Below are 15456 nucleotides of genomic sequence, written 5' to 3'. Positions count from 1 at the left end.
GGCGCGCCTCCGGGATCGTGTAGAAGTTGATGTCGATCACGTTGTCGAGCATGCGGACCGCGGTGCGCACGGTTTTCTCGAGCCGCTCGGTGTCGAGCCCTTCAGGGGTGACGTGCTTGAGCAGGTTCACCGAGCCGAGGTTGCAGACCGCGACCTCGTCGGTGGTCGTGTTCAGCGTGATCTCGGTGCACAGGTTCGACGAGTGCACGACGCCGACGTGCTGCTGCGGCGAACGCAGGTTGCACGGGTCCTTGAAGGTGATCCACGGGTGACCGGTCTCGAACAGCATGGTCAGCATCCGCCGCCACAGCTCGACCGCGCGGACCTTGCGGAACACCTTGATCTCGCCGCGCGCGGCGGCCGCCTCGTACTCGCGGTAGCGCTGCGCGAACGCGTTGCCGTAGAGGTCGTGCAGGTCCGGCGTCTCGTTCGGCGAGAACAGCGTCCACTCACGGCCCCCGAAGCCAAGGTGACCTGAATGACGAACGTGGAAACGACGGACGCGACCGGCCTCGGCGAAATCGAGGTCGGCGCAGCCCGGATCAACGTCGACGACAAGCGCATGATCAACGCGCGCGCCGACGTGAACCAGCTGCTGCCGATGAAGTACCGGTGGGCGTGGGACAAGTACCTCGCGGCGTGCAACAACCACTGGATGCCGACCGAGGTCGCGATGCAGGCCGACATCGCCTTGTGGAAGTCGCCGGACGGCCTCACCGAGGACGAGCGGCAGATGCTCAAGCGCAACCTGGGCTTCTTCGCCACGGCGGAGTCCTTGGTGGCCAACAACATCGTGCTCGCGGTGTACCGGCAGATCACCAACCCGGAGTGCCGCCAGTACCTGCTGCGCCAGGCCTTCGAGGAGGCCGTGCACACGCACACCTTCCAGTACATCTGCGAAAGCCTCGGCCTGGTCGAGGGCGAGCTGTTCAACATGTACCGCGAGGTCCCGTCCATTTCGGACAAGGACGCGTGGGCGCTGAAGTACACGCAGAACCTGGAAAACCCGGACTTCGAAACCGGCACGCCGGAAGCCGACCAGGCGTTCCTGCGCGACCTGGTGGCGTTCTACGTGATCTTCGAAGGAATGTGGTTCTACACCGGTTTCGCGCAAATCCTGTCGCTGGGCCGCCGGAACAAAATGGTCGGCATCGCCGAGCAGTACCAGTACATCCTGCGCGACGAGTCGATCCACCTGAACTTCGGCATCGACTGCATCAACCAGATCAAGATCGAGAACCCGCACCTGTGGACCGAGGAATTCCAGGCCGAGGTGCGCGGAATGCTGCAGGAAGCGTGCGAACTGGAAGTGAAGTACGCCCGCGACACCATGCCGCGCGGCATGCTCGGCCTGTCGGCTGACCTGTGCGAACAGTACATGCACTTCATCACCGACCGCCGCGCGCAGCAGATCGGCCTCCCCCCGATCTACGGCGAGAACGAAAACCCGTTCCCCTGGATGTCGGAAGCAATGGACCTGAAGAAGGAAAAGAACTTCTTCGAAACCCGAGTCATCGAATACCAGTCCGGCGGCGCACTCGACTGGGACTGATCCCACCCCGAGGCACCTGCTGGAACTCGGCCGCACCCTGCCCAGGGTGCGGCCGAGTTCGTATGCGGGCAGACCGCATTCAGGGCTCCAAGCGGACAAACAATCGCATCGCGACCGGGCCCTTCGCTACTGCAGCGCCGACACCACTCCAAACTTCGCAAGGTCGTGCGGCTCCACCAGGATCGACCAGCCCAGCATTTGCCCGGATTTCGCATCTACCGTGACGGTGAGCACGTTTCCCCTGGGAGCATTGCTCCCCCGGGGGACCTTGGCGGCGTACCCCACGAAGTTGCCGGTCATTTGAATCAAGTACACCGGATCGTTGGCCTTGGGCTGCGTTCCGTCAATATGCTTGAGAGCATTGCGGTCGGTTTTCACATATCGAATACCGGCCGGGCTGCCCTCGCCATTCGCGGCAGCCAACCTCTTCGCCACACCCAGCAGGTCGGCGGAAGTAGGCGGCGTGACGTTGCTTTCGGCAGACATCTTCTCCGTCTTGTCTACGCAGGGCTTGCGCGTGGCACCCGTTATGTTTTGCCCGTTTGTGTACATAAGAAATAGATCTGGTCGGTCGTTGACCAGTTCTGCTTGAGCGGGATGCCAATTGTTGCCGGTATCCTGGTATTGAAACCTTGAAGAGTTGGCAAAAACTCGAGCACTCGGCACCGTTACCTCGAGCCCGTTGTCCGCTTGGCCGCCGAATGCCCCGTTGTCTTCGGAAATACCGACAAGATCTCCATTCTGGCGAATCTCCCAATCGGGACTGCCGGGAACCCAGCTGAAGGTTACGTTCTCGCTGGCGAGCTCGTGCGCGGACTTGATGTAGAACTCACGGTACGGAACCCTTGGCCGCTGATCTGCCCAGTACCACAGAAACCCTTTCTCTCGCCCCGGGGAACTGTACAGTGTACCCGCGGTCATTCCTGCTTCAACCCAGGTGTCCAGCTTCGGATTGTTGAGGTTGGTGAGAAGCCACTGCTCCCAGTTGGCGAACTCGGCATCTCGGTTGTCCACATGAAGACAGCCAACTAAAACCGCAGAAAATGATCGAACAGGAGAAAGAATTCGCATCGCCCCTCCTTCGCGAAAGTCACGAACTTTCACCGGGTGATCCGGACGCGATCTTCCGCTTACACAAGAGCAGAAAGCACAGAACCCCTGCATCCCCCGAATGTTGGTTGGCCACCAACAACTCCACACTTTGTCCTTCCTGTTGCACGCAAGGAACCGCCGACCGGGTGACAACCCAGTCAACGGATACGCCTGCGTGCGCAGCGATTTCGAGCAGCGACTGAAAAATAAGCAGAAAATATGACCCACTAGTGAGCAATGGTCAGGCGTTAACGGACAGTGCGCCAAAAACATCAGCCGCACCATGCTCGACGCCGGCCAGACGCCAGACAGCACAGTGCAGCTCCTCCGTTCGTCTCGCACCCGCCGGGTGCGATGTCACCGCCGGACGACGAGCACCTTCCGACGCTCCCTCCTGCTCCGGCAGCAGCACGATCCCTCCCGGACCCTGGGACACCCGCCTCCTGGCCTGATTCGGCAAGCTGACCCACGCCATTGGTTCGCCAGGACGCAGCCGCGTCTTGGCGAGACAACAGGGAACCCGGTGCGATTCCGGGGCTGCCCCGCAGCGGTATGTGGGAACGAAAGCTGTCACCGCGGGAGCGGTAAAGCACTGGGCGTCCAGCCCGGGAAGCGACAGCCGGCAGGCACGAGCGGTACGCCCACGAGTCCGAATACCTGCCAATGGCACGCACGCCGACGGCGTGCGTGAGTCCGGGTCTCGCGGGACACCACGATTCTCGGCTATCCGCGGATTGGCCCAGCCCGAGAACTCAAACGAGCACTCGAGTCCTACTGGTCAGGAACAACCACCGAAGAAGACCTTCTGACCGCCGGACGGCAACTGTGCGAGCAAACCTGGACAACCCTGCGAGACCAGGGTCTCGGCTCAATCCCGTCCAGCACTTTCTCGCTCTACGACCAGGTGCTGGACACCGCCGCACGAGGAGTCCCGGACGCACCCGCCCTCGAAATGACGAAGTGGTTCGACACGAACTACCACTACCTGGTCCCGAACTCCCGCTTCGCACTCACCGGCACCGCCCCGATCGACGAAGTCCGCGAAGCACAAGCACTAGGCATCACGCCACGCCCGGTACTCTTCGGACCGGTCACCTTCCTACTGCTGGCCAAGCCCACCGAACCAGGCTTCACCCCGCTGGAACCGCTGGACGAACTACTGCCCGCATACGCCGAACTATTGGGCAAACTGGCCGACGAGGGCGTCGAATGGGTCCAGTCGGACGAACCAGCCTTCGCGACAGACCGAACCACGCCGGAGTTCAACGCACTCACCCGCGCTTACCACTGGCTGGCCAAGAAAAACCACCGCCCGAAGCTCCTGGCAGCCGGATACTTCGGCGGCCTCGGCCGAGCACTGGGCGTCCTGGCCCGCTCCCCCAGCGAAGCAATTGCCGTCGACCTGGTAACCGATGAATCCTTTGCGGGCAACGTCGCGGCGGAAGGAGCACTGCGGGACAAGGAAGTCCTAGCCGGAGCAGTAGACGGCCGAAATGTGACATCCACTCGCCGCGCGTGCCGAACCGGACCGAGATGACCGACCTGGGGCGCACGGCGCTCGGCGCGGTCCCGGCGGAACAGCTGTGGATCAATCCGGACTGCGGTCTCAAGACCCGCGGTTACGCCGAGGTCGAGCCGGCGCTGCGGCATCTGGTCGGCGCGGCCCGGGAACTGCGCGCCGAACCTCGCTGAACCGTCCAGGTGCCGGGCGGCTGGCCAGGTCGCCCGGCACCGGTCCGAGGATCACCCGAACGGCAGCCCCCACAGGTATTGTCACAACGTCAATAACAGGGGACCGTGGACGAGACCGATACCCTCACCGGGAGGTGGTCGCCATGGCGGACGTGACCGGAAAGACGGGAATCCCCACAGTCGGCGGCACCCTAGGCAAGGCCGCCCAAGCCGGAAGCGACAGTGTCACGCGGCTGTCGGAGAACCTGCGCGGCCGGATGCCGCCGCTGACCGCGATCCCGTTGCCGCGCAAGTTCGACGAACGCTGGCTCGGCGCGCGCTGGCCGGTCCGCGAACTCGCGGCGCCCCCGGCGGGCAGCGGCCTGAAGCCGGTGCTCGGCGACGACGGGCCGCCGCTGATCGGCCACACGCTCGACGGGATGCGGTTCGGCCTCGACTTCAGCCTGCACCGCTTCGAACAGTTCGGCCCGGTGTCGTGGATGGGCGTCTTCGGCCAACGCATCGTGACGCTATCGGGCCCAGAAGCCACCCAGGCCGCCCTCATCAACAAGGACAAGGCCTTCTCCCAGGAAGGCTGGAAGTTCTTCATCGAGCGCTTCTTCGAACGCGGCCTCATGCTGCTCGATTTCGGCGAGCACCACCTGCACCGCCGGATCATGCAGGAGGCCTTCACCCGCGACCGGCTCCGCGGCTACGTCGCGCAGATGGGCCCGGCGCTGCGCGAGGGCGTCGCGGCACTGCCGTCCGGCCGCCCGCAGCTGTACTGGGCGTTCAAACAGCTGACGCTGGACGTCGCGACGCAGGTGTTCATGGGCATGCGCTCCGCCGCCGACGCCGAGCGCATCAACCGCGCGTTCGTGGCCGCTGTGCGCGCCGGCACCGCCGTCGTGCGCTATCCGGTGCCTGGCGGGCGCTGGGCCGCGGGTTTGCGCGGCAGGCGGACGCTGGAGCGCTATTTCGGCGAGAACCTGGCGGCCAAGCGCGACGCGGACGGCGACGACCTGTTCTCCGCGCTCTGCCACGCCGTTTCCGAGGACGGTGACCGGTTCAGCGACGCCGACATCGTCAACCACATGATCTTCCTGATGATGGCCGCGCACGACACGACCACCATCACCGCCAGCGCGATGGCCTACTACCTCGCGAAACACCCGGAATGGCAGGAGCGCGCCCGCGAGGAGTCGCTGCGCCTCGGCGACGACCTGCCGGACCTCGAAGCGTTGGAAAGTCTCGAAACGCTGGACCTGGTGATGAAAGAGGCACTGCGGCTGCGCGCGCCGGTGCCCTCGCTGGCGCGAAAGACCACAAAGGACACTGCGGTTCTCGGCCACTACCTGCCGGAAGGCACGATGGTCGCGGTTTCGCCGACGCTGAACCACTACTCCCCCGAACACTGGACCGATCCGCTGCGCTTCGACCCCGAGCGGTTCGGCCCGGACCGCCGCGAGGACAAATCGCACCGGTTCGCGTGGATGCCGTTCGGCGGCGGCGCGCACAAGTGCATCGGGCTGCAGTTCGGCGGCCTGGAGGTCAAGGCGCTCATGCACGAGCTGCTGCGGGCGCACCGCTGGTCGGTGCCCGAGGACTACGTCGCCAAGTGGGACTACGTCTCGCTTCCGGTGCCCGCCGACGGGCTGCCCGCCCGGTTGGCCTATCGTTGACGGCCGCCGAGCGGGACAGAAAGGTCGACAGCTGGAGACAAAACTGCAGTACAAGCCACCTTCGTGTACTCAAGGTGACTTGATGTCACCAGTTGTGTAGTGCCCATCACTCGTTCAGCCGGTAGACACCCTGTTTGGTCCGTGATGCCGTGGCATCACTTGCGGCCGACTCGTACCCAGTGTGGGTCTTCGGATCCTCCACACCGGGCCTGAGCTGGTCTTTGTCCGCGTATGAAGAGGTGGAGAGTGCCGGAGCCTGGTGCCATGCCAGGGTTGGTCGACGTCGCGCGCAAGTACGCGGCGGCGCTGACCGACACCAACGGAGTAACGCTCCCTCCCGCCGAGGTGGAGCGGATCCTGCTCGACTTCGCCGGCGAGGTCGCCGCGCGTCCCGAGGACGCCGGTGCCACGCGCCGGTTCACCGCGCTGTTCTCCTCGGCGCCGCTCGGCATCGCGTTGACCGACCCGTCCGGGGCCGTCGTCGAGGCGAACCCGGCGCTGGCCCGGCTGCTGGGCACGTCCACGACCGCGTTGCGGGACAAGCACATCGCGGATCTCGCGGCCGGTCCGCAGGACGCCGAACGGCTGCGCGCCGCGCTCGAGGGCCTGCCGCTGACCGCCGACGCCCGCCGGACCGTGCAGAGCGTCCAGCTCGGCCACAGCCGCGACGGCGAGCTGACCACGAACGTCACGCTCGCGTCGCTGCCCGGCGACCGGCCGGGCACGTACTTCCCGGTCTTCATGGCGGCCGATGACGACGACCTGCACCTGCTCGGCGAACGGCTGCGGCACCAGAACCTGCACGATTCGCTCACCGGACTGCCGAACAGCGCCGCGTTCAACGCCCAGCTGGAACTCGCGCTCGGCTCGGGCGGTTCGGACGAGATCGCCTTGCTGTACCTGGACATCGACGGGTTCAAGGTGATCAACGACGGCCTCGGCGCCGGCATGGGCGACCTGGTGCTGAAGGCGATCTCGCGGAAGCTGAAATCGGTGTTCGCCGGTCAGCACGACGGCTACGTCGCCCGGCTGTCCGGCGACGGTTTCGCGGTGCTGCTGCGCGGTCCGGAGCTGACCGCGCAGGAGACGGTCGAGCTGGCCGACCGGGTGCTGGAGGAACTCAGCGAGCCGGTCTACGTCGACGGGCACGGCATCGGCGTCAGCGCGAGCATCGGGATCGTCGTGCGCCCGGCGAACGAAGGCACCCACGGCGACCTGCTGCGCGCGGCCGAACTGGCGCTGCACCGCGCCAAGGAGGCGGGCAAGGCGCAATGGATGCTGTTCGACCCGCAGCTCGACGAACGGGACCGCAGCCGCTACCAGCTCGGCGCGGTGATCGCCGGAGCGCTGGAGAACGGCGAGTTCTCGCTGATCTACCAGCCGACCGTCAAACTCGCGAAGCCGGACGAGATCGCCGCGGTGAACGCCGGGCTGCTCTGGAGCCACCCGGAACGCGGCGAACTCGGGCCGGAGGAGTTCTACCCGCTCGCGCAGACCACCGGCATGACGATCCCGCTCGGCAAATGGCTGCTGCAGGAATCGCTGGGCGCGACCGCGCGCTGGCGCGAGCAGTACGGACCGGCGGCGCCGGACGTCTGCATCCGCCTGCCGAAGCGGCTGGCCATCGATCCGGATCTGGTGCTGCTGGTCAAGAACCAGCTGGACCGCCACCGCCTGCCCGCGCGAGCGCTGCGCCTGTGCACCGACCGCGCGTCGATGTTCGACGGCGAGGGCGAACTGCTGGATTCGTTCAGCGTGCTCGCCGATCTGGGCGCGCAGCTCGTGCTGACCATCACCGGATCGTCCGACCTGGAACTCATCCCGCGCTACCAGCTCCCAGTCAAACACGTCATCCTGAGCGGCCCGGTCGTCGATGCCCTGGCCGGTCCCGATCCCGCGGAGACCGATGTGCGGCACCTGTCGCAACTGGTGACGCGAGCGAAGGAACTGGGCCTGCGGATCGGGGCGGAGGGCGTACGCGACGCTGCACACGCGGCCCGGCTGCGGGAGCAGGGCGTGCTGGCGGCACGGGGTTCGTTCGTGACGGAGTCCGCTACGGGCGACGAGGTCGACGAGATGATCGCTCGGCACGCCAGCTGAGGGTTGCCCGTTCCGGTTGCATGCTCGGCCGGGTTGCCCAGCCAGCCCTCGGCTCGATGGCCTAGCCGGTGCAGAGGAACACCCACGCGTGCATCGCGTCCGACTTCACCGGACGAACGCCGTGCTCTCTGGGCGACTTGAGTCGCCGCCGGCACGGCGGGCGCCTGGAGTACGTCCCGAGATTGGGCCCCGTGCCCGGCAGCTCGGGCCGCCGCGCGGTCCGCCGGACGTCCGGGCAAGATGATGCCACCGACCCGACCGGAAGGACTCCCATGCAGCCCGGCGACCTCGCCCCCGACTTCACCCTCCCCGACGACCAAGGCGTCGAACGCACCCTGTCGGCCCTCCTCGCCGACGGTCCGGTCGTGCTCTTCTTCTACCCCGCCGCGATGACGACCGGGTGCACCGCCGAAAGCTGTCACTTCCGGGACTTGGCCGCGGAATTCGCCGAGGCGGGCGCGCAGCGCGTCGGCATCAGCCCGGACGCCGTCGGCAAGCAGCGGGAATTCTCCGCGAAGCACGGGTTCGACTACCCGCTGCTGTCCGATGTGGACGGTACGGTGGCCAAGCAGTTCGGCGTATGGCGCAAAATCCTGCCCCTGCACACGAAACGGCAGACGTTCGTGATCGGGGAGGACCGGCGGGTGCTGGACGTGATCAAGAGCGAGCTGAACTTCACGGCGCACGCGGATCGGGCGTTGAAGGTGCTTCGGGAGCGCGCGGACGCCTGACCGGCACGCTGCTTCGCGCGAAAATCGATCTCGAAAAATCTGCCGAAGGGCGACCAGGCGACGCCGGTGCGAGCGATATAGAGGTCGTGAGTTTCGAGCGCGAAGGAGACCCGAGATGACCAACCATGGGGAACCCGCATCCGGCGAGGAGTGGGTGGTCGTTCGCCGTCCCGGCATCGTCCGGCTCGCTGACTCCGCGCTGCGGGCCAGAATCGCCTCGGCGCGGGCCCGCCGCCGGGGCGACACCATGATCGGCCTGGTGGCGACCGCGGCGCGGGCGGGTGCGAATGCCAAGGTGCATTCGCACGAGCCGGACGGGGCCAAGTGGACGGTCACGGTGATCGCGAAAGGCACCGCCCGGTGACCGACCCGGCCGAGAGCGAATCGCCGTCCGGGCATGACGGAAGGGATCCGCTGGCTGTCGTTCTCGCGCTCGACCAGGTGCAGGACAGATTGCACAGCTACGTCCGACGGCGGATTTCCGACGTGCACGACGCCGAAGCGGTGTACTGGGAGACCTTCGAAGCGTTCAGCGCGTACGTCGACGCCAGGCCGTGTCCGCCGGCTGATTTCTGTCGGCTGCTTTTCGGCATCGCGAGCAAGAAGGTGGCCGACTACTGGCGCGCGGAACGGCGAAGGCGGCACAGCATTCTCGTCGAGCCCTCGGACGCCCACCTGCTCGCTCAGAAATGGTCGAGCCCGTACGAGACGGTGGAGCAACGCGTCGACTTGGTTCGCGCCGTGGCGGAAGCACCGCTGGACGACCGGATGCGACGAGCGCTCGTCCTGGTCGCCGTCGATCAGCTTTCCCAGGACGAGGCAGCCGCGGTCATGGGCATTCACCGCAGCAAAATCCGGCGGCTGCTGGCCAAAGCCGGCGAGGTCATTCGTTCGCATGGGCGACTCGACGAATACGCCGGAGCAGACGGAGCAGAGCGCACGAGGCGAGAGAGCCCGGGGGTACAGCCGTGAACGACGACATCATCGACGAGTTGATCCGCGCCGGAGAGCACTCGGTGCCGCCCCGGCCAGCGCACTTGCGGGTCAGCGCGGCACAACTCCGTGCGCGGCTGGCTGCGAAACAGCCGGAAGAACTCGCTCGACTCGTCGAATACGCGCGGAAAGCGCACTCCGACATCGTCAACGCGTCCCGTCACGACAGTCAGGAGCAGGCGGACAAGCCGCCTCTCCGCGACAAGATCGTGGTGGCGGGCGGAACCGGGGTGGGAAAGTCCGCTTTTGTGGCTTCCGCTTCCACGGAATTACCCAGCACCAGCGAGAATCCGAAGCGAATTCCCGCCGATCGGGGAAAACTGGTACTGGCAGCCGAGTTATCGCTCCAGCTGTTCGGCATGCCGGATCCGTTCCAGTTCAGCGCCGAATACGAAAGCATCGCCGAAAACGCACTGGGCGGAATCGTCCTGGTCTCCCCCAGCCGGTTAGCTGACGCGTTCCCGCATATCGATTACCTGGAAAGCCACGGCATCCCCTACGTCGTGGCGGTCACCAGGGCCGACGGCCACACCGTCGAGGAGGTCCGCCGAGCGTTGGTGCTCAAGGAGACCGTGCAGGTCAAGCTATGCGACCCGCGCGCCGCCGAGTCAGCGAGGAGCGTGCTGGCCGCCCTGATCGAAGAGGCCGCGCGGCTTCACTATTCGCCGGGGCGGAACCTGCCGGAGGAATTGCGTCTGGCCGCCAGTCGGACCTTGACCTGACGGGGGCGCCGGTTCGGCCAAACCGAACCGGCGCCGTCGCCGCGTCGCGAAAAAGCCGCCTTATGCGGGCCGCTCGAGCCGCCAAATCACATTCACCCCGCTGCACGCCGACGGCAGCGGCGGTTCCGCCTTCTCCTCCCCCACTCGGGAAAACCCCAGCCGCTCCGGAACCGCGCCGCTGCGGACGTTTCGCAGATCGTGCTTGATCAGCACGTGCGAAGCGTCGAGCTGCCAAGCCAAAGAGACCAGCAAAGCACTCGCCCGCGTCACATAACCCTTGCCGGTCTGGGACTTCGCCAGCCAGTACCCGATTTCCCACCCGTCATCCCGGCGCATCAGGCCGCAACTGCCCGCCAGTTCGCCGTCCGGGGTGAAGATCGCGTAGTTGTATTCCTCGCCGCTTTCCCACTGCGCGGCGGCCCGTGCCAGGAACTCCTTGCCCTTGGCCTCGTCGTAGCCGTCGATCGCCCAGGGCATCCACGCGGCCAAGTGGTCCAGGGATCCCACGACGGCCGCCACCTGGGTGTCCTGATGTTCCGAGCGCCAGCGAACGAGGGTGACCACACCGTCGGTGAGAGTTTCCATGCGAAACATCCTGACAGCAGAAACGGCGGCAGGCTCGCGAATTTCGCGAAGCCCGCCGCCGTCCGCCGAAAGCGGTCAGTTCACCACGATGTCCTTGGGCACCTCGGTGTCATTCTTCAGCGCGTCGAACAGCTGCGCCGACTTCTTCTTGTCCCAGTGCTGCGCCGAAGCGTCGGTGAGCGGCACCGTCGTGGTCGTGACCCCGTCGGAGGAAATGCCGCGCATCGCGAACGCCAGGCCGACCAGGTTGTGCACGTGGTCGCCGGTGTCCATGGTCAGCGCGTCCGGCGCGGAGCCCAGCAGCGGGAAGAAGTCGAACGGGTTCAGCAGCGTCCCCGGGCTCGCCACCTGGCTCACCAAGGCGCCGATGAACTTCCGCTGGTTCGCCACCCGGTCGAGGTCCGAGCGCGGCGTCGCGTCGCTGTGCCGCATCCGGACGAACCCGAGCGCGGACCGGCCGTCGAGCTTCTGGCAGCCCGCCTTGATCTCGATGCCGGTCATCGTGTCGTTCATGTCCTTGTCGATGCACATGTCGACCCCGCCGATCGCGTCGACGATCTTCGCGAAGCCGCCGAAGCCGATCTCCGCGTAGTGGTCCATGCGCAGCCCGGTGGCCTGTTCGACCGTCTGGACCAGCAGTTTCGGCCCGCCGAGCGCGAACGCGGCGTTGATCTTGCTCGTGCCGTGGCCGGGGATCTTGACCTGCGAGTCGCGCGGCAGGCTCAGCAGCGTCGGCTTCGTCGAATTGTCCGGAAGGTGCGCGATCATGATCGTGTCGGTGCGCTGGCCGCCCGCCTCGCCGGTGTCGCCGGTGGCCAGCCGCTCCTCGTCCTCGGCGCTCAGGCCCTGGCGACTGTCCGAGCCGACGATCAGCCAGTTCGTGCCCGACGCCGCGGCCGGGCGCCCGGAGTAGTCGCCGATCGCGTCCACCCGGTTGATGGTGAACTCCAGATACGCCCAGACCCCGGCGAGGAACAGCACGAACACGACGAGCAGCGTCGTCAGGATCTTGCCGACGCTCCACCGGCGGCGACGGCGCGGCCGCGGCTGCCTGCCCCCGTACTCCGGCGGATCCTGCCTCGGCGGCCCCGGCGGCGGGGGCGGGGCCTCGCCGCGGGCGCCCATCGGCCGGGTGCGGCCGTCATACGGGCTCTGCCCTCTCCCCGGCAGCGGCAGCATCTGCGCCCGCTGCTGCTGGCGCGGGCGTGCGGGGGGCTGCGGTGGCCGGGGCGGCATCCGCCGCCTGCCGTCGTCGCCTCCGTACGTCATGGGCCTGTCTCCCCGATCCGGTGTAGCGGCCGCGCAGCAGTCCTGCACGGTCCTCCTGCGGTGGACGTGCGGGACCCTACGCGGGTTGTCCCGGCGAGGTGAGACGGCCTCAGCGCGGGTCGGCGAACCCGAACTGGTGGACCTTCAGATGACCGGACCGGAACCCGGCCTCGGAGTAGGCCAGATAGAACTCCCACATCCGCCGGAACACGTCGTCGAACCCGAAGCCGCGGATGTCGTCCCAGCGCTGCTGGAAGCGGTCCCGCCACAGCTTGAGCGTGCGGGCGTAGTCCTGGCCGAACTCGCGCATCCCGGCCAGCTTCAGCCGGGTGTTCTCCCGCATCCCGTCCTCGATCGCCTGCACCGACGGGATGATGCCGCCGGGGAAGACGTACTTGTGGATCCACGTGTAGGACTTCGCCGAGGCCAGCATCCGGTCGTGGTCCATGGTGATCGCCTGCAGGCCGAACCGCCCGCCCGGGCGCAGCCGCTTGCCGATGGTGGAGAAGAACGTGGGCCAGTAGGATGCGCCGACCGCCTCGATCATCTCCACGCTGACCACGGAGTCGTACTCGCCGGTGGCCTCGCGGTAGTCGCACAGCCGCACGTCGACGCGGTCGGAGAAGCCCGCCTCGGCGATCCGGGCGTCGGCGAGCACCTTCTGCTCCTGCGAGATGGTCAGCGACGTCACCTTCGCGCCGCGCGAGGCCGCCCGGATGGACAGTTCACCCCATCCGGTGCCGATCTCCAGCACCTCGCTGCCCTCGCGGACGCCGGCGTAGTCGAGGACGCTGTCGAGCTTGCGGTGCTGCGCCTGGGTGAGCGTGTCCCCCGGCCCGAACAGCGCCGAGGAGTACATCATGGACTCGTCCAGGAAGGCGCTGAACAGGTCGTTCGACAGGTCGTAGTGCCGGTGGATGTTCGACCGCGCGCCCTCGATCGTGTTCTCCTCGTCGGACGGCTGCATGCGCTCGGCGAACCGGCGGAACCGCTGCAGGAACGGCGGCACGAGCGTGGCGAGCCGCTCGGCGAAGGGGGTCAGCACGCCGGCCAGGTCGTCCGCGGTCCAGTCGCCGACCAGGTACGCCTCGCCGAAGCCGATCTTCGCGTCGGCCCCGAGCCGGTGGAAGAACGCCGCGGGCCGGTGGATGCGCATTTCCGGCGCGTCCGGGCCGCCCGCGCCGAGCACCGTGCCGTCCGGGAACGCGACGCGCACGTCCAGAGATTTCACCGCGTGCCGGAACAGCGCCTCGGCCGCGCGCGCCCGCAGCGGCGAATGCGGCGGCGTGGCGAGACCGGGCCATCGGGATTCGTCGGGCACCGGCTGCGAGACCACCGTCGGATCGACTCGTGACGTGGACAAGACACTCCCTCCGAACGGGCTTTCGAGCCCTTCCCCATGATATTCCCGCTTCGTCCCCGCTGCCTTCGCGACCGGGCCGTGCCCTCCGGTTACCCCGGAATGCGCAACCGGTCGCCGGAAGGGCGGGACCAGGCCTGACGAAGAGTCTCGTCCGTCTCGCCCACTCCGATCCGGTCCAGTGTGAAAGCACACATCAGCCGGGTCCAGACCGCGGGACGACGGAGCATCGAATGGCCCTCGCCGGCGATCTCGAACCGCGCGACCAGGTCGGTGACCTCGCGGGCGCGCGCGGCGAAGGCGTAGGACTCGGCGGGCGACGTCATCCGGTCGCGAGTGCCGTGCGCGATCAGCACCGCACGGCCCGCCACGGCGTCCACCGGCTCGCCCGGCGGCGTCCACGGGGCCATCGCGCACACCCCGGTCACCGCCGGATCGTCGGCGACGCGCAGCGCGACGCGGCCGCCCATCGAGTGTCCGACGAGGACCACCGGGACCCCGGGATGCTCGGCGCGGATCTGTTCCAGTGCCCAGCGCGCGTCCGGCACCGGGCTTTCCATCCGCCCGTTCCAGCCGTACAACCGGTTCCGCATCAGCCGGACTTCCAGGCCGTGCCGGCGTCCGGCGCGGTGCAGCGAGCGGGCCAGCGGCACCATCCGCTGATACGCCAGCCGCCACGGCTGGACGACCGCGGTGCTGCTTTCGGCCCCGCCGTGCAACACGAGCGCCACCGCGCGGGTCTGCCCGGGGGCCCGCCACCCGCGCACAGCCGGATCCGCCTGGCCGCCTTGCCGTTTCCCGTTCACCGGCACCCCCATTCCGATCAACTCCACGGTAATCCACCACGAAGCGTGTCCACCCGATAGATTCGGTGCCCGGACCCGCGAGGAAGGGCAGGTGTGGTGAGCGCCACGGATCTCGTGAAGAGCACTTCGGACCATCTGGCGGCGGCCGCGGAGGCCAACGCCGCGCAGGTTTCCGCCGCTGCCGACCTGCTGCTGGGGGTGATCCGGGCCGACGCGCTGGTCTTCACCGCGGGCGCCGGGCACTCGCTCGCGGCGGTCGCCGAGACGTTCTACCGCGCGGGCGGCCTCGCCTGCGTGTATCCGGTCTATCACCCGGAACTGCTGCCGCTGCACGGCGCGCAGCAGAGCACGCGCACCGAGCGCCGTTCCGGGCTCGCCGAAGAAGTACTGGCCGAACGCGCGCCGGGACCGGACGACGTGCTGGTCGTGTTCTCCACGTCCGGCGTGAATCCGTACCCGGTCGAACTGGCCGCCGGCGCGCGCCGCCGGGGCGCCGCGGTGATCGCCGTGACGTCGCGGGCTTGCGTGGCCGCCGCGCCGCGCCGGTCGGCCACGACGTTGGTCGAGGAAGGCACTGTGGTGCTGGATTCGCTGGTGATCCCCGGCGACGCCAGCTATCCGGCTTCCGCGCCGCGCACCGGTCCACTGTCCACTGTGGTCAATGCGTCCCTGTGGAACCTGATCCTGACCGAGGTTTACGACCGGGGCACCGCGGAGGGGCTCGACGTTCCGCTGTGGCGCAGCTCCAATGTGGAGGGTGGCGACGCGGCGAACGCGGCGCTGCTGGCCAAGTACGAACCGCGGGTTCCCGCACTGCGCTGACCCGCGAGGTACGTGAGGGGAACCCTGAGGGACTCTGAGTCCCTCAGGGTTCCCCTCACGTACGTCCGCAG

Annotated in this window: 15 protein-coding genes, 1 pseudogene and 1 riboswitch; of the genes and pseudogenes, 10 read left to right on the top strand and 6 right to left on the bottom strand. The window is 67.5% G+C overall.

The window, feature by feature from the left end:
* A pseudogene (locus SSMG_RS11815) lies at positions 1-415 on the bottom strand (ribonucleoside-diphosphate reductase subunit alpha); the annotation flags it as partial.
* A gap of 63 nt (positions 416-478) precedes the next feature.
* Here SSMG_RS11815 and SSMG_RS11810 point away from each other — a divergent pair.
* The gene (locus tag SSMG_RS11810; protein WP_009075962.1) at positions 479-1552 is read left to right on the top strand and encodes a ribonucleotide-diphosphate reductase subunit beta; all 1074 of its coding nucleotides are present in this window, start codon (positions 479-481) and stop codon (positions 1550-1552) included.
* 126 nt (positions 1553-1678) lie between these two features.
* Here the strand turns inward: SSMG_RS11810 and SSMG_RS45305 are convergent, their stop codons facing one another.
* Positions 1679-2623 (bottom strand): hypothetical protein, encoded by a 945-nt coding sequence (locus SSMG_RS45305; RefSeq protein WP_009075961.1) that lies wholly within the window; start codon positions 2621-2623, stop codon positions 1679-1681.
* Positions 2624-3102: 479 nt separating this feature from the next.
* A riboswitch (cobalamin riboswitch) is annotated at positions 3103-3324 on the top strand.
* A gap of 35 nt (positions 3325-3359) precedes the next feature.
* Here SSMG_RS45305 and SSMG_RS11800 point away from each other — a divergent pair.
* From SSMG_RS11800 to SSMG_RS42305, 8 genes are all read left to right on the top strand, one after another.
* On the top strand, positions 3360-4181 hold the full coding sequence (locus SSMG_RS11800; RefSeq protein ID WP_078560749.1) for a hypothetical protein: 822 nt from the start codon (positions 3360-3362) through the stop codon (positions 4179-4181).
* The gene (locus SSMG_RS43325) at positions 4160-4336 is read left to right on the top strand and encodes a hypothetical protein (RefSeq protein WP_234392815.1); all 177 of its coding nucleotides are present in this window, start codon (positions 4160-4162) and stop codon (positions 4334-4336) included. The genes SSMG_RS11800 and SSMG_RS43325 overlap by 22 nt, the downstream gene beginning before the upstream one ends.
* Before the next feature lie 143 nt (positions 4337-4479).
* Positions 4480-5997 (top strand): cytochrome P450, encoded by a 1518-nt coding sequence (locus SSMG_RS11795; protein WP_009075957.1) that lies wholly within the window; start codon positions 4480-4482, stop codon positions 5995-5997.
* A 264-nt stretch (positions 5998-6261) separates the two neighbouring features.
* Positions 6262-8097, top strand: a complete 1836-nt coding sequence (locus SSMG_RS11790) for a diguanylate cyclase (protein WP_037713402.1) — start codon at positions 6262-6264, stop codon at positions 8095-8097.
* Positions 8098-8369: 272 nt separating this feature from the next.
* Positions 8370-8828, top strand: coding sequence for a peroxiredoxin (locus tag SSMG_RS11785; protein WP_009075954.1), 459 nt, complete (start codon positions 8370-8372; stop codon positions 8826-8828).
* Positions 8829-8943: 115 nt separating this feature from the next.
* Positions 8944-9192, top strand: coding sequence for a hypothetical protein (locus SSMG_RS11780; protein WP_009075953.1), 249 nt, complete (start codon positions 8944-8946; stop codon positions 9190-9192).
* Entirely contained in the window at positions 9189-9800 is a 612-nt protein-coding gene (locus SSMG_RS11775) for an RNA polymerase sigma factor (protein ID WP_037713400.1), read from the top strand. Before SSMG_RS11780 ends, SSMG_RS11775 begins: the two co-directional genes overlap by 4 nt.
* Entirely contained in the window at positions 9797-10543 is a 747-nt protein-coding gene (locus tag SSMG_RS42305) for a hypothetical protein (RefSeq protein WP_009075951.1), read from the top strand. Before SSMG_RS11775 ends, SSMG_RS42305 begins: the two co-directional genes overlap by 4 nt.
* Positions 10544-10603: 60 nt before the next feature.
* On the opposite strand, the gene SSMG_RS11765 is transcribed toward SSMG_RS42305, so the two are convergent.
* From SSMG_RS11765 to SSMG_RS11750, 4 genes are all read right to left on the bottom strand, one after another.
* Positions 10604-11128, bottom strand: a complete 525-nt coding sequence (locus tag SSMG_RS11765; RefSeq protein WP_100266764.1) for a GNAT family N-acetyltransferase — start codon at positions 11126-11128, stop codon at positions 10604-10606.
* Positions 11129-11203: 75 nt separating this feature from the next.
* Entirely contained in the window at positions 11204-12397 is a 1194-nt protein-coding gene (locus tag SSMG_RS11760; protein ID WP_037713397.1) for an LCP family protein, read from the bottom strand.
* A 109-nt stretch (positions 12398-12506) separates the two neighbouring features.
* Positions 12507-13760 (bottom strand): cyclopropane-fatty-acyl-phospholipid synthase family protein, encoded by a 1254-nt coding sequence (locus tag SSMG_RS11755; protein ID WP_009075946.1) that lies wholly within the window; start codon positions 13758-13760, stop codon positions 12507-12509.
* 89 nt (positions 13761-13849) lie between these two features.
* Positions 13850-14590: an alpha/beta hydrolase gene (locus tag SSMG_RS11750; RefSeq protein WP_199785878.1), complete on the bottom strand. Its 741-nt coding sequence runs from the start codon at positions 14588-14590 to the stop codon at positions 13850-13852.
* 69 nt (positions 14591-14659) lie between these two features.
* Here SSMG_RS11750 and SSMG_RS11745 point away from each other — a divergent pair, with 69 nt between their 5' ends.
* Complete coding sequence (locus SSMG_RS11745; RefSeq protein ID WP_286156948.1) at positions 14660-15385, top strand: sugar isomerase domain-containing protein; 726 nt, start codon at positions 14660-14662, stop codon at positions 15383-15385.
* Positions 15386-15456 lie beyond the last annotated feature (71 nt).

Origin of the sequence: Streptomyces sp. AA4 (assembly GCF_000158875.1) — a bacterium.
Lineage (GTDB): Bacteria > Actinomycetota > Actinomycetes > Mycobacteriales > Pseudonocardiaceae > Amycolatopsis.
The sequence above is the reverse complement of the archived record's forward strand: the minus strand, read 5'-3'. Positions and strand labels throughout refer to the sequence as shown.

What these genes read in the sequence shown, in the direction of transcription:
- SSMG_RS11810 (WP_009075962.1), top strand. Translation starts at nt 479, where the DNA reads ATGACGAACGTGGAAACGACGGACGCGACCGGCCTCGGCGAAATCGAG.
- SSMG_RS45305 (WP_009075961.1), bottom strand. Translation starts at nt 2,623, where the DNA reads ATGCGAATTCTTTCTCCTGTTCGATCATTTTCTGCGGTTTTAGTTGGC.
- SSMG_RS11795 (WP_009075957.1), top strand. Translation starts at nt 4,480, where the DNA reads ATGGCGGACGTGACCGGAAAGACGGGAATCCCCACAGTCGGCGGCACC.
- SSMG_RS11790 (WP_037713402.1), top strand. Translation starts at nt 6,262, where the DNA reads ATGCCAGGGTTGGTCGACGTCGCGCGCAAGTACGCGGCGGCGCTGACC.
- SSMG_RS11785 (WP_009075954.1), top strand. Translation starts at nt 8,370, where the DNA reads ATGCAGCCCGGCGACCTCGCCCCCGACTTCACCCTCCCCGACGACCAA.
- SSMG_RS11780 (WP_009075953.1), top strand. Translation starts at nt 8,944, where the DNA reads ATGACCAACCATGGGGAACCCGCATCCGGCGAGGAGTGGGTGGTCGTT.
- SSMG_RS11765 (WP_100266764.1), bottom strand. Translation starts at nt 11,128, where the DNA reads ATGGAAACTCTCACCGACGGTGTGGTCACCCTCGTTCGCTGGCGCTCG.
- SSMG_RS11760 (WP_037713397.1), bottom strand. Translation starts at nt 12,397, where the DNA reads ATGACGTACGGAGGCGACGACGGCAGGCGGCGGATGCCGCCCCGGCCA.